General features: G+C 69.3%; 11 protein-coding genes. 3 read left to right on the top strand and 8 right to left on the bottom strand.

Annotated features, from left to right (window positions below; translation table 11 throughout):
- Positions 1-63: 63 nt before the first annotated feature.
- The 8 genes from ACFXG1_RS31970 to ACFXG1_RS32005 all read right to left on the bottom strand — a co-directional run bounded on the left by ACFXG1_RS31970 (position 64) and on the right by ACFXG1_RS32005 (position 8693).
- Entirely contained in the window at positions 64-1338 is a 1275-nt protein-coding gene (locus ACFXG1_RS31970) for a nitrous oxide reductase family maturation protein NosD (RefSeq protein WP_384745702.1), read from the bottom strand.
- A gap of 318 nt (positions 1339-1656) precedes the next feature.
- Positions 1657-2814, bottom strand: a complete 1158-nt coding sequence (locus ACFXG1_RS31975; protein ID WP_384718300.1) for a TetR/AcrR family transcriptional regulator — start codon at positions 2812-2814, stop codon at positions 1657-1659.
- Positions 2815-2934: 120 nt separating this feature from the next.
- Positions 2935-4092 (bottom strand): acyl-CoA dehydrogenase family protein, encoded by a 1158-nt coding sequence (locus ACFXG1_RS31980; protein ID WP_384718302.1) that lies wholly within the window; start codon positions 4090-4092, stop codon positions 2935-2937.
- Between the two features lie 62 nt (positions 4093-4154).
- On the bottom strand, positions 4155-5690 hold the full coding sequence (locus ACFXG1_RS31985; protein WP_384718304.1) for a long-chain fatty acid--CoA ligase: 1536 nt from the start codon (positions 5688-5690) through the stop codon (positions 4155-4157).
- A 125-nt stretch (positions 5691-5815) separates the two neighbouring features.
- Positions 5816-6619 carry an SDR family NAD(P)-dependent oxidoreductase gene (locus ACFXG1_RS31990; protein WP_384716312.1) on the bottom strand — a complete coding sequence of 268 codons (804 nt, stop codon included), beginning with the start codon at positions 6617-6619 and terminating at the stop codon, positions 5816-5818.
- Positions 6620-6646: 27 nt separating this feature from the next.
- Entirely contained in the window at positions 6647-7042 is a 396-nt protein-coding gene (locus tag ACFXG1_RS31995) for a MaoC/PaaZ C-terminal domain-containing protein (protein WP_384716315.1), read from the bottom strand.
- Positions 7039-7503, bottom strand: a complete 465-nt coding sequence (locus tag ACFXG1_RS32000; protein ID WP_384716318.1) for a MaoC family dehydratase N-terminal domain-containing protein — start codon at positions 7501-7503, stop codon at positions 7039-7041. The genes ACFXG1_RS31995 and ACFXG1_RS32000 overlap by 4 nt, the downstream gene beginning before the upstream one ends.
- A gap of 2 nt (positions 7504-7505) precedes the next feature.
- Positions 7506-8693 (bottom strand): lipid-transfer protein, encoded by a 1188-nt coding sequence (locus tag ACFXG1_RS32005; RefSeq protein WP_384716321.1) that lies wholly within the window; start codon positions 8691-8693, stop codon positions 7506-7508.
- Between the two features lie 717 nt (positions 8694-9410).
- Here ACFXG1_RS32005 and ACFXG1_RS32010 point away from each other — a divergent pair.
- From ACFXG1_RS32010 to ACFXG1_RS32020, 3 genes are all read left to right on the top strand, one after another.
- Positions 9411-10352: a LuxR family transcriptional regulator gene (locus ACFXG1_RS32010; protein ID WP_384716324.1), complete on the top strand. Its 942-nt coding sequence runs from the start codon at positions 9411-9413 to the stop codon at positions 10350-10352.
- Positions 10349-11218, top strand: a complete 870-nt coding sequence (locus ACFXG1_RS32015) for a response regulator transcription factor (protein WP_384745707.1) — start codon at positions 10349-10351, stop codon at positions 11216-11218. Before ACFXG1_RS32010 ends, ACFXG1_RS32015 begins: the two co-directional genes overlap by 4 nt.
- 290 nt (positions 11219-11508) lie before the next feature.
- On the top strand, positions 11509-13125 hold the full coding sequence (locus ACFXG1_RS32020; RefSeq protein ID WP_384716330.1) for an MFS transporter: 1617 nt from the start codon (positions 11509-11511) through the stop codon (positions 13123-13125).
- Positions 13126-13169 lie beyond the last annotated feature (44 nt).

The raw sequence follows: 13169 nt of genomic DNA on the forward strand, positions 1-13169 counted from the left end.
GGCCGCCGGGCCCGCCGTGGTAAGGAGGGGGCGGGCCCGGCGGCCGGGTGTCGCGGCGGCGTCTCAGGGGACGCAGACCACGTTCTTGCACTGCGCCGCCTGGCCGTTGCCGCTCGCCCGGTTGCCGCCGCCGTCGATATTGCCCGGGTCGGCGGAGACGCCCCAGCCCTTGTTGTCGCGGGCGATATTGCCCCGGAGGGTGTGGGCGGCCTTGGAGACGGAGATTCCGTCGCTCTGGTTGACGCTGGTCGTGTTCTCGATCAGCCGGTTGCCGGTCGCGGCGGGCGCGTCCCCGACGACGTAGATGCCCTGGGCGCCGTTGTTGTTGGCGTCGTTGCGCCGGAGCTCGTTGTTGAGGGAGAGCCCCAGCTGGATCCCGATCCCGGTGGTGTTGCTGGCGTTGTTGGACTGGATCAGGTTGTTGTTGGCGGAGCTGAGCTCGATACCGCCGGTGTTCCCCCTGACGTCGTTGCCGGTGACCGTGGTGTGGTGGGCCGCCTGGAGGACGATGCCGCTGTCCCCGGCGTTCCGCAGCGTGTTGGAGAGCACCCGGTTGCCGGTGGAGTCGGCGACGATCAGCCCGGCGTCGGCGCTCCGGTCCGATGTGTTGCCCTGGACGAGGTTGTTGTTCGAGCCCAGGCGCAGGGTCACGGCGGCGTCGCCGCTGGTGCCGAGAGTGTTGACCAGCAGACTGTTGGTGCCGGAGCCCTCCAGGGCCAGGGCGTTGCCTCCGCTGCCGGTGATCCGGTTTCCCTCGATCCGGTTGCCCGCGGAGTTCTGGACGTACGCGCCCTGCCCCTGATTGGCGGTGAGGGTATTGCCGGTGATCACATTGCTGCCCGATCCGCCGATGATCGTGATACCCCGGTGACTCTGCCGGTCGATGAGGTTGTTGCGCACCTGGTTGTTGGTGTGGGCGGAGTTGAGTTCGATACCGGAGAATTCATTGTTCTGGATGGTGAGCTTTTCGACGATGTTGCCCGCCGTACCGGCGTTGAGTCGTACACCGTAGTCGAACTGCTGCACCCGGCCGGGCGCGGCCGCGCTGTTGGTGAGGGTGACGCCGGCGAATCCGTTGTTGCGGATCCCGGCGCCGAGACCGACCCCGTCGATCGTGCGTCCGTTGAGGTCGACGGTGATACCGCCGGCGCCGACGACGAGCCCGTCACCCGGACAGTTCAGCAGGTCGGCGCTGAGGACGACGCTGGTCGTGACGGTCTGACCGCAGGTGAGCACCGTGGCGTTCGCGGTCTGCGCGGGTGCCGCGACGACCAGGAGCGCGGTGGCCCCCAGCGTCGCCGCCCAGCGTGGGAAAGCCGCTCCGGAAAGGCGGATCATGCCGAGACTCCTTTGCCTTGGCGTGCCAACCGGCCTCGTGGGCCGGGTCCGGCCCACGAGGTTGGTGAACGAGGCGGAGGCCGCCCCCCGGACAGCGTCAAGGGAAAGAAATCCATGGGCTATGAAACGGCAAAGAATGACCAAAGTCGGGTGGAGGTTGACTGAATCTTTTATCGGTATCGAAGATTCCGAACCCGCTTGTCCATGATTGTTTTCGAAAGTGTTGTACGAGATCACGATGAGCGGGCACGGAAACCCCCGTACTCCATCGCCCTGTTGATCGAAAAGTCAGTAAGGGGCGCGGCGAGTCGCCGGTGCCTACTCGGCGAGCAGCAGCGCCGTTCCGAGGGCGATCAGCCGCTCCTCCGACGCGGGACCGGGGGCGGAGTCGGAGCGGACCACGAAGTGGATCATCGAGTGGGCCGAGTGGACCGTGGTCCGCAGGTCCGCCGGGTCCCAGCCGGTCCGGACGGCGCCCAGGGCCTGGACCCACACATCGAGGTAGTCCGCCTGGTAGCGGCGCAGGGTGACCCGTTCCTTGTCGGGCAGCTGGCGGCTCTCATGGGTGAGGATGCCCACGAGGTGCCGGTGCTCGACGGTCACCTCGACATGGGCGCGCAGCAGCAGCTCCAGCGCCTCGCGCGGATCGCGGGCGCGGGCCAGGGCCTGGTCGGCGCTCGTCCGCAGACGCTCGCCGCCGCGGTTCATCGCGGCGACCAGCATGTCGGTCTTGCCGGGGAAGTGCCGGTAGACGCCGGAGGCGACGATCCCGGCGGCCTCGCCGATGTCGGCCATGGTGACGGACTGGTAGCCCCGCTCGTCGAAGAGCCGGATCGCCTCGGTGAGGAGCTGGTCCCGGCGGGGCCTGCGCACGCCCGACGCGGTGCCGTAGCCGTCGCCCCGGGGCGGCCGTGCGGCCGGGTCCGGCTCCGGGAGCGGGCAGTGGGCCACGGCCGACGCGAGCCGGACGATCAGCCGTTCGTTCCTGCGGCCGGGGACACCACGACGTTGGGACTGTCCGCCGAGCGCGCCGAGCACGGCCCTGGCGACCAGCTCGGAGTCGGCGGCGTCGAGTTCGGGCCGCTCCGCCGTGAGATGGGGGACGAAGTCCGTCACGATGTCCGCCTGGCGTTCGAGGACGGCGAGCCGCTGGGGGCCCTCCAGATTGCGGGCCTCCCGCTCCCACACCATCAGCAGGCTCTGCGGGCCGGTCACCAGCGCCGCGAGGGACCGGATGGCCGTATCGAGGTCGGCTGCGTCGCGGATGGCGGTGTCGACGGTGTCGAAGCCGTCCTGGATCGCGTGCAGGAGCAGCTCCTGCTTGCCGCGGTAGTGGTAGTAGAGCGCGGCCGGGGTGATGCCCAGGGCCTCGGCGACCTGGGCGACGGAGACATTGTGGTAGCCGTGCCGCAGGAAGAGTTCGGCGGCGGCGGAGCGGATGAGGGCCTTGCGGTTGGGTGGTCGGCGCGCTGCCACGTCTCGCCTCGCCCCTCCGCTGAGTGATGGCCGGTGAGGCCGGTCCGCCGTCGGTCCCGGGGAGAGCCCCGGGCGCGCCAGGTTATCGAACCGGCCCCTCACGATCGTCCGGTGGGGGACCTACAGGCCCATGTCCTTGGCGATGATCGTCTTCATGACCTCGCTGGTGCCGCCGTAGATGCGGTTGACGCGGATATCGGCGTACATCCGGGCCACCGCGTACTCGCGCATATAGCCGTAGCCGCCGTGGAGCTGGAGGCACCGGTCGATGACCCGGCCCGCGGCCTCGGTGCCGTGGAGCTTGACGCGGGCCGCGTCGGCGGGCGTGAGGTCGCCGGACTCCTCCAGATCCATCGCCCGGTCGCAGAGCGCCTGGGCGGCGGTGGTGTCCGTGTCGCACTCGGCGAGGACGAACTTGGTGTTCTGGAAGGAGGCCACCGGCCGGTCGAAGACGGTCCGCTGAAGGACGTACTCCCTGGTGAAGTCGATGGCCGCCCGGGCCCGCGCCACGGCCTCGACACCGATGGCCAGCCGCTCCCGGGTGAGATTGCGCCCCAGGTACGAGAAGCCCTCGCCCTCCTCGCCGAGCAGGTTCTCCACCGGCACCCGTACATCGGTGAAGGACAGCTCGTTGGTGTCGGAGGAGCGCAGGCCGATCTTCTCCAGCTTGCGGCCGAACGCGAAGCCCTCGGCGTCCGTCGGGACGACCAGCAGACTCAGTCCGGCGCGGCGGTTCTCCGGCGTCGCGGGGGAGGTACGGGCGGCGACCACGCACAGTTCGGAGTTGCGGGCCCCGGTGATGAAGGTCTTGGCGCCGTTGAGCACGTAGTGCGTGCCGTCCCCGGACAGTTTGGCGGTGGTCCGGATGCCCGCCAGATCGGAGCCGGTCCCGGGCTCCGTCATCGCCACGCACAGCATGATGTCGCCGGTGGCGATCCCGGGCAGCCAGCGCTTCCGCTGCTCCTCGTCGGCGAGGTGGAGCAGATACGGGAGCACGATACTGGTACTCACCCCGTAGTGGCCGAGCATGACGCCCGCGTACGCGCACTCCTCGTTGAGGACGGCCTGGTACTTGTAGCCGGTCTCGCCGGGACCGCCGTACTCCTCGGGGATGCCGAAGCCCATCACGCCGAGGGCGCCCAGCTTGCGGAAGAGGTCACGGGGCGGCAGCCCCGCCTCCTCCCAGGCCTCGAAGTGGGGGACCACCTCCTTGCCGATGAAGTCCCGGATCATCGCCCGGAAGGCTTCGTGGTCCTCGGTGAAGACGGTGCGCTTCATGGATGTCGTCACGTTCCTGTACGAGTGCGGAAGGGAGTCGGGAAGCAAGGGGCTCAGGGGGATCAGGGCGTGCCGGGGCGCGCGGTGTCCCGGAGGACGCGCTTGAGGATCTTCCCGGCGGCCGATGTGGGCAGGGCGTCGACGAACTCGACGGACCGGGGCGCCTTGTAGCGGGCGATGAGGGACCTCGTATGCGCCTGGATGTCCTCCAGGGTGGCCGTACGGCCCGGCCTGAGGACGACGACGGCGTGGACCCGTTCGTTCCAGCGGTCGTCGGGGACTCCGATCACGGCGCACGCGGCCACCGCGGGATGGGCGGCGAGCGCGTTCTCGACCTCGGCGGAGTACACGTTCTCCCCACCGGTGATGATCATGTCCTTGATGCGGTCGACGATGTAGAGATAGCCGTCCTCGTCGAGACGGCCGGCGTCCCCGGTGTGCATCCAGCCGTCGCGCAGCGCCCGCGCCGTCTCCTCGGGCTTCCCCCAGTAGCCGAGCATCACATGGTCGCCGCGGGTCGCGATCTCGCCGACCTCCCCGGGCGGCAGCCGGGATCCGTCCGGGCCCAGGACGGCGATCTCCACCGTGGGCGTGGCGCGCCCCGCGGAGCGCAGCCGGGGGGCGTCCCGGGTGTGTTCCTCACGGCCGAGGACGGTGAGGACACCCGTCTCCGTCATCCCGTAGCCCTGGGAGAAACCGGCCCCGGGGAAGGTCTCCATCGCCCGCCGCAGCAGGGTGTCGGAGCTGGCGGCGCCGCCGTAGGTGATGCTGCGCAGGCTGGCGACGTCGTGGTCGGCGAGGTCGGGGTGGTCGCAGACGAGCTGCACCATCAGGGGGACCAGGATGCAGGTGGTGACCCGGTGGCGTCCGACGGCGTCGAGGAAGCCCTCGGGGGTGAAGACGGGGAGGAACACCACGGTCCCGCCCATGAGGAGCTGGGCGTACCAGCTGCAGAAGGCGGCGATGTGGAACAGCGGCGCGGTCAGCAGGGTGACTCCGCCGCGGTCGACGTTGCGCATCCCCAGCATGGAGCCGTGGAGTGAGCTGCGCAGCCCCCGGTGGCTGACCATCACGCCCTTGGGCAGCCCGGTGGTGCCGCCCGTGTAGAGGAGGAGGGCGAGCGTCTCGCCGCCGTACCGTCCGTCGGGTACGGGTTCGGAGGCGCGGACCAGGTCCTCGTAGGGCACCATGCCGTCGGGCGCGGGTCCGTCGCCGCAGTGGACGACGGTACGCAGGCCGGGGCAGCGCTCGCGCAGCTCGGCCACGACCCCGGTGAACGCGTCGTCGACCAGGAGCACTTCGGTACCCGAGTCGTTGACGGCGTACGCCATCTCGGCGGGGGACCAGCGGACGTTGATCGGGTGGGCCGCCGCGCCCGCCCACCAGCATCCGAAGAAGTACTCGTGGACCCGGTCGGAGTTGAGCGCGAGCATCCCCACCCGGTCGCCCGCGACCACGCCGAGGCCCTGGAGGGCCGAGGCCAGCCGGGCGACCCGGTCCGCGATCTGCCGGGCGGTCCTGACCCGCTCACCGCATACGGTCATCGGCGCGTCGGGGAGTTGCTGGAGTGCTCTGTGAAGCGGCTGGGTGAGGTACACGTCATCCTCCAGGGACGACCCGGCGGCGTCGACGGGTCACGGGGCGGAGCACGGGGGTGTGGGGGAGGGGCCCGTCCGGCCGCCGAGGGGAGGCCGGACGGACGGGGACGTACCGGGCAGGGGGTTCAGCGCTGGCCCGCGTCGACGGTCAGGGTCTGTCCGGAGACGTAGTTCGCGTCCTGAGTGCAGAGCAGATAGACCGCGCCCGCGGCCTCCTCGGGGGTGCCGGGACGGCCGAGCGGGATGGTGCGGGCGAGCGTCTCGGCGACCTGGGGGTTGATCCCGACCTGGAGCTTGCGGCCCTCGATCTCGACGAACGTCTTGTCGGCGGCGGTGGCCTCCGTCATCCGGGTGAGGATCCAGCCGTACGCGACCGCATTGACATTGACCTTGTAGCGCCCCCACTCCTTGGCCATGGTCTTGGTGAGACCGATGACGCCCGCTTTGGCGGAGGAGTAGTTGGCCTGCCCCGGGTTGCCCGCGAGACCGGAGGTCGAGGAGACGTTGACGACCTTGCGGTGGTAGTCGACGGGGTTGTTGCGGAAGTACGGCTGCGCCGCCCGCAAGATCCGGAAGGGGGCCTTCAGATGGACGTCGAGGATGGCGTCCCACTGCTCGTCCGTCATCTTCTGGATGACGGTGTCCCAGGTGTAGCCGGCGTTGTTGACGATGATGTCCAGGCCGCCGAAGGACTCGACGGCGGTGGCGACGAACCGCTCGGCGAACCCTTCCTCCGTGACGGATCCGGCGCAGACGACGGCGGACCCGCCGGCCGTCTTGATATCGGCCGCGGTCTCCTCGGCCGGGGCGGGGTCGAGGTCGTTGACCACGACGGAGGCGCCTTCGGACGCCAGTTTGAGCGCGATCGCGCGGCCGATGCCGCGTCCCGAGCCGGAGACGAGGGCGACTTTGCCGTCCAGGGTTCCCATGATGCGAGTTCCTTCGTGCGTGGTGGGTCAGGCGAGGGAGACGACGGCGGTGCCCCGCAGGGTGACCGTGCCGTCGGGCAGGCTCATGGTGAGGTCGAGCTCGGCGAGGCCGTCCGCGACCCCGGTCACGGTGCCGCGGCAGACCGGCGCCGTGTTCACCGGGGTGATCGCGGCGAAGCGGACGCGGTAGGCGTGGATACGTTCCTGCGGCACCCAGCCGGTCAGCAGCCGGCCGAGGTACGCCATCGAGAGCATGCCGTGCGTGAAGACGTCGTCGATGCCCACGGCCCGGCAGGCGTCGATGTCGACATGGGCCGGGTTGTGGTCGCCCGAGGCACCGGCGTAGAGGGCGAGCGTCGTCCGGGTGATCTTCGGGACGTCCAGCTCGAAGGTGTCCCCGGGGGACAACTGGAGAGTGCTCATACGGAGGGCTCCTCGCCGGTCCGGTTGCGGATGACGGCCGACGCGGTGAGCCGTGCGACGAGTTCGCCGCGCCGGTTCACCTCCGTACTGCGCACCAGGAACTGGAGCGCGCCGCCCTTCTTCTCGTAGACGTCGGAGATCCGGGTGGAGTACGTCAGCGTGTCGCCCGCGTACACCGGGGCGAAGTACTCGAAGCCCTGCTCGCCGTGGAGGACGGTGACGGGGTCGATGCCCAGGTCCTCCAGATACTCGAAGGGGTTGGGCACCTCCATCCCCAGACAGAACAGGAAGGTCGGGGGGATGGGGAGGTCCGGATGACCGGCGGCGCGGGCCGCTTCGAGGTCGGAGTGGACCGGGTCGGTCTGGCCGGTCGCCTTGGCGAAGAACCGCAGCCGTCCGCGTTCGACGTCGACGACCAGTTCGGGGTATTTCGTTCCGATGATGGATCGGTCCAGGGGCATGGTCAGGAGACCTTCTCGTAGAGGGTGACGACGCCGACGCCGCCGAGTCCGAGGTTGTGCTGGAGCGCCAGCGTCACACCGTCGACCTGCCGGTCCCCGGCCTCGCCGCGCAGCTGCCACACCAGCTCGGCGCATTGCGCGAGACCGGTGGCGCCCAGCGGATGCCCCTTGGACATCAGACCGCCCGAGGTGCCGACGACGACCCGGCCGCCGTAGGTGTTGTCGCCGTCGGCGACGAACTTCTCCGAGCCGCCCTCCTCGCAGAGCCCCAGCGCCTCATAGGTGAGGACCTCGTTGACGGTGAAGCAGTCGTGCAGCTCGACGACCCCGATATCGCGCGGGTCGACTCCGGCGACCTCGTAGACCTGCCGGGAGGCCGACCGGGTCAGCCCCGCGCCCACCAGCTCGATCATGCTCTTCTCGTCGAAGGTGCCGGGCCGGTCGGAGCTCATCGCCTGGGCCTTGAACGCCACGTCCACCCGGAGCCCGTGGCGCCGCGCGAAGGCGTCGCTGCAGACGATCGCGGCCGCCGCGCCGCAGGTGGGCGGGCAGGCCTGCAGCCGGGTGACGGGGCCGAAGATATGCGGCGATTCCATCACCTCCTGCTCCGTGACCGGGTCGCGGAACACCGAGTACGGGTTGTTCGCCGCATGGGTACGGGACTTGACGGCGATCTTCGCGAAGAGCCGGGGATCCACGCCGTACTTCTCGACGTACTCCGCGCCCGCGCCCCCGAACAGCTGGGCCGCCCGGGGCAGCGAATCGTCGATCCCGTGCAGCTCGTCGAGCAGCTCGTTGAAGCGGGTGGTGGGGCTCGGCCGGTCGTTCCAGTGCGTGGTGAGCGCTCCGCGCTGCATCTGCTCGAAGCCGACGGCCAGGGCGCATTCGACCGCCCCGGACTCGACGGCCTGCCGGGCCAGCCACAGCGCGGAGGAGCCCGTCGCGCAGTTGTTGTTCACGTTGATCACGGGGATCCCGGTCATCCCGACCCGGTAGAGCGCGGCCTGCCCGCTCGTGGAGTCGCCGTACACATAGCCGGCGTAGGCCTGCTGCACCTGGTCGTAGGGAATGCCCGCGTCGTCGAGCGCCGCGCGTACCGCGCGGGCGCCCATCACGTCGTACGCGTCACTGCGGCCCGGTTTGGTGAACGGGATCATCCCGACACCGGCCACGAGGACTCGGCGACTCATCGCACCTCCAAGATGGAGTGAGTGGTGTGAATGCATATTCAGTTTTTTCTTGAAACACCTTGGTGTCAAGGGGTCTGCACCGAGCAAACCTGCGAAGAGTCGTTCGAAAGGAGGGCCCGCTTCCGGGCAGGGGGCGGCGCGGGAGGAAGGGTGGGTGCGGTTACGGGCGCGGAGGTGCCGGGACCCGGCGGGCCCGGCTCGGCGTGCGGCGGGTGCCGCCGGGCGCGTACCGGCGGCTCATATCGATCCCGGGGGTTACGGCCTGCCGTACCGCTCGCTCTCCGTCATCGCGACGGGCGGATCGGTACTGTGACTGAGGACACATGGCGGGGTGGCTGTGTGCGCACGTTCCGTGCGGGGCAGGAGTTTTGAGCCATCACCGCCGACCTCCACGGCGCTCCGGGAGGGAATCGCGCAGGACGCCGCGTTCCCGGGTGATGCACGGGAGGGCGTGCGTTGACTCGTTTATGGTGTTTATTTTAAGGTTCGCGACAAGGTGCCGCGCCAAAAGGGGAGTTGTCAACGGGGAGAGTGTAGCTCGGCAAGGTAGTTGCGTAATAAATTAATTAATGTTTCATCTTCAACAGGGTGCACTGCGGAATGTCCGCTTCCGATTGTTAGGGCTCATCATCCGCATAGCGGGCTTCCCCGATCGCACCCTGAAGCGTCTTAGCTCACGCAAGCACGGGGGTATTTGTGTTGGACGCAATGGGTACTGTGCCGCGCCCGAAAAGCGGTGACGTATCCACCGATGGTTTCAACGGCAGTCACAGCGACCGCATCGGACCCCGCGACCACGGGCCGGTACACCGGGGCGACCCCTGGGACGGTGCCGACCAAATGGAGCGGGCCCTGCTCGACGCCCGCGCACTGATCGACTCGACGATGTCACTGCACCGCAACCACCCCGCCCGCAGACCCTTGGTGGTTCGTGCGGACGAGGCCGGCGCGGGCCCCACGATCGAACGGCTGCTGGAGCGGGCCAAGCAGACGGTCTCCGCCTCGGTGCCCGGCGGCGACGAGGAGGCCCTGGAGGTCTTCGCCGCGCTGACGGGGCACCGGCGGCAGACGGCTCCGGCTCCGCGCGCGGAAGCCGCCACCGCCGCCGACCGTGTCGGCCCGCCCGCGGCGGGGCAGGTCACGGTCCGTCTGCTGTGCGGCCCCGGCGCGCTCAGGGGCGGGGTGCCGAGCGCCGCCCAACTGCGCCAGGCGCGCTGCGAGATACGGGTGACCACGGACGGACCGGGGGAAACCCTCATCGTCGACGGATGCCTCGCGCTCCTCAAGGCCGGCCCCGAACTCCCCGAGAGCATCGCCATCATCAAGGACCCCGCGTCCGTCCACGCACTCGACATGCTGTTCGCGTCCTTATGGGCGACCGCCCGTCCGCTGGAGGAGCATCTGCGCCTGAGCCTGTGCTCACTCACGGCCCAGCGGGTTCTGGAACGGCTGCGCGAAGGGCAGACCGATGACGTGGCGGCCCGCGCGCTCAACATCTCCCTGCGCACCTACCGACGCCAGGTGGCCGGGGTGATGAGCGCACTCGGCGTCAGCTCCCGATTCCAGGCGGGGGTACGCGCTGTCGAACTGGGCCTGCTGCCCCGGCAGTCGAGTTCGCCGTCGCGCCAGGTCCACCAGGTCTTCGCGGAGGCGCAGTGAACAAGTCGCTCACCCATGGACCACTGCGAACGGAGAGCGACATCGACGGTGACGTCGCCACGGAGGACTTCGCGGAGGACGTCGAGGCGGACCTGCTGGAGCTGCGGCGTCTGATCGAGACGACCGTCACCAAGTACCGGAACTGGATGGCGCAGGACTCGCTGATCACGGCTGTCGGCGCGGACCGCGAGTCCATCGCGGACTCGGCCCGTCAACTGGGGTCCGAGGCAACGGAGTCGATCGACGTCATCGTCACGGACGCCGGTGACATCGATGCCGTGCGGGCTGCCTGCGGCGCGCCGGACCCGCACGGGCAGAGCGTCCGGGTCCGTCTGCTCACCAGCCAGGCCATGCTCGACACGGGACTGATCCAACCCCTGGTACGGAAGCTGCCGGCCATCGAGATGAGGGTGGCCCGGGTACCGGCGCTCCAAGTGCTGATCGTCGACGGCCTGGCGGCCATGGTCACGACTCCCGCGCCGCCCGGCCGCCAGACGTCGGCCGTCCGGGCCGCGAGCTTCACGGCGACACTCGGCAAGCTCTTCGACGGTTTGTGGGACCAGGCCGTGGACGTCGAGGACCGTATCGACCTCGACGAGTACAGCCAGCTTCGGGCTCCGGCGGAGATTCTGGAGGGGTTGCGGGCCGGGGTCACCGACGAGGTCGCCGCCCGCGAACTCTCCATCTCGGTCCGCACCTACCGCCGGTATGTCGCGGAGATCATGAAGCTGCTCGGCGCGAACTCGCGTTTCCAGGCCGGGGTACGCGCCGCGGAGCTCGGCCTCCTGCCGGGCAGCCCCGGCCTCCCCCTCACCGCCGCGCCCCACCGCGGAGGTGACGCATGGCCCCGCGGGGGTTCGCGGTGAACCCATTCCAGGAGACCGGGGCCGGCGACAGGAACGCGGTGGCAGCTTGTTGACTGCCGGAATGCGGATCGAACCCGGACGAGGCCGTTTTCGTCACTCGCGGTACCTCTCGCGATGCCGCGATGCAGGTAACTGCCAGGAGTCGATGATCCCCACAACTTGACGAAACTTGGCACTAGTGTCATGCCCGACCAACGGCGCCTTGGTCGGCACAGACGGTCAATGCTGTCGCCCGGCATCCAAGCACCCACGAACGTCCCGGCGGCGGCAAGGTAACGGAGGCTTCACACATGGACGTAACCACCCCTGCGCCGAATCAGAAGGCAGGGGCGAAGGAATGGCTGGGGCTGGCGGTGCTCGCCCTGCCGACGCTCGTGCTGTCGATCGACGTCACTGTCCTCTACCTCGCACTGCCGCATCTCGGCGCGGATCTCCAGCCCTCTGCCAACCAGACGCTGTGGATCATCGACATCTTCGGCTTCCTGCTCGCCGGCCTGCTGATCACGATGGGCACCCTCGGGGACCGGATCGGTCGCCGCAGGCTGCTGATGATCGGTGGCACCGGTTTCGCGGCGGCGTCGTTGCTGGGCGCCTACGCCAACAGCGCCGAGATGCTCATCGCGGCGCGCGCCCTGCTCGGAATCTTCGGCGCGACGCTCATGCCGTCCACGCTGTCGCTGATCACCAACATGTTCTCCGACTCGAAGCAGCGGGCGCAGGCGGTCGCGATCTGGGCGGCGTGTGTCTCGTCGGGCATCGCCATCGGACCGCCGATCGGTGGTCTGCTGCTGGAGTCGTTCTGGTGGGGCTCGGTCTTCCTGTTCGCGGTCCCGGTGATGGTGCTCCTGCTGATCGCCGCGCCGTTCCTGCTGCCGGAGTACCGCTCCCCGTCGGCGCACCGGGTCGACGTGATCAGTGTCGCCCTGTCGCTCGCCGCGGTGATCCCGGTGATCTGGAGCATCAAGGAACTCGCCGAAGACGGTGTGAAGGCGCTGCCCCTGATCACCCTGGTCGCGGGTCTGGCCATCGGCGTGCTGTTCGTCATGCGGCAGCAGCGACTGGCCGAACCACTGTTCGACGTGAGCCTCTTCCGTAACCGTGAGTTCAGCGCGACGCTGCTGATGCTGCTCATCGGCGTCGGCGTGGTCGGCGGCGTCTACCTCTTCATCTCCCAGTACCTCCAGCTCGTCAAGGACCAGGGCCCGATGGAGGCCGGTCTGTGGATGCTGCCATCGGCGTTCGTCATGATGGTCACGGCCGCCGCGTCTCCCGCCCTCATCAAATGGTTCCGGCCCGGCTACCTCGTGGGCGCCGGGCTCACCGTGTCCGCGGCCGGGTACTTCATGCTGCTGTCGGTCGGCGCCGACGACGATCTGTCGATGCTGGTCCTGAGCATGATCGTGCTGTTCAGCGGCCTCGGTCCGGTCTTCGCACTCGGCACCGACCTGGTCCTGGGCACCGCGCCGCCCGAGCGCTCCGGATCCGCCGCCGCCATGTCGGAGACGGCCATGGAGTTCGGTATCTCCCTGGGTATCGCGGTCCTCGGCAGTGTGGGTGCCGCCGTGTACCGCAACAAGATGGAGGACGCCGTCCTTCCCGAGGCGCTCGGTCCCGAGGCGGCGGAAGCCGCGGCCGAGACGCTTCCGGGCGCGATGGCGGTCGCCCAGCAGGCGCCCCCCGAGACCGGCGGACCGCTGGCTGATCAGGCCATCGGCTTCTTCATGGACGGGTTCCACGCCAGCGCCATGGTGTGTGGGATCACGGTGGGTGTGTTCGCCCTGGTCAGCTTTGTCCTGCTGCGCAACGCACGGACGAAGGCGCAGATCGAGGCGGATGAGGCCGAGCAGGCCGAGAGCATCGAGCAGGCGGACGACTCGGAAGGGCTCGTCCAGGCGCGGACCAAGTAGCTCACACACGAGCAGCGAATGCCCGGGGTGCCGCACATCATGTG

It is taken from the genome of Streptomyces sp. NPDC059248, assembly GCF_042753905.1.
GTDB lineage: Bacteria > Actinomycetota > Actinomycetes > Streptomycetales > Streptomycetaceae > Streptomyces.

Bases quoted from the DNA above. Each gene is read 5' to 3' on its own strand.
- ACFXG1_RS31970 (WP_384745702.1), bottom strand. From the start codon at position 1,338: ATGATCCGCCTTTCCGGAGCGGCTTTCCCACGCTGGGCGGCGACGCTG.
- ACFXG1_RS32020 (WP_384716330.1), top strand. From the start codon at position 11,509: ATGGACGTAACCACCCCTGCGCCGAATCAGAAGGCAGGGGCGAAGGAA.
- ACFXG1_RS32000 (WP_384716318.1), bottom strand. From the start codon at position 7,503: ATGCCCCTGGACCGATCCATCATCGGAACGAAATACCCCGAACTGGTC.
- ACFXG1_RS31980 (WP_384718302.1), bottom strand. From the start codon at position 4,092: ATGAAGCGCACCGTCTTCACCGAGGACCACGAAGCCTTCCGGGCGATG.
- ACFXG1_RS31990 (WP_384716312.1), bottom strand. From the start codon at position 6,619: ATGGGAACCCTGGACGGCAAAGTCGCCCTCGTCTCCGGCTCGGGACGC.
- ACFXG1_RS31995 (WP_384716315.1), bottom strand. From the start codon at position 7,042: ATGAGCACTCTCCAGTTGTCCCCCGGGGACACCTTCGAGCTGGACGTC.
- ACFXG1_RS32005 (WP_384716321.1), bottom strand. From the start codon at position 8,693: ATGAGTCGCCGAGTCCTCGTGGCCGGTGTCGGGATGATCCCGTTCACC.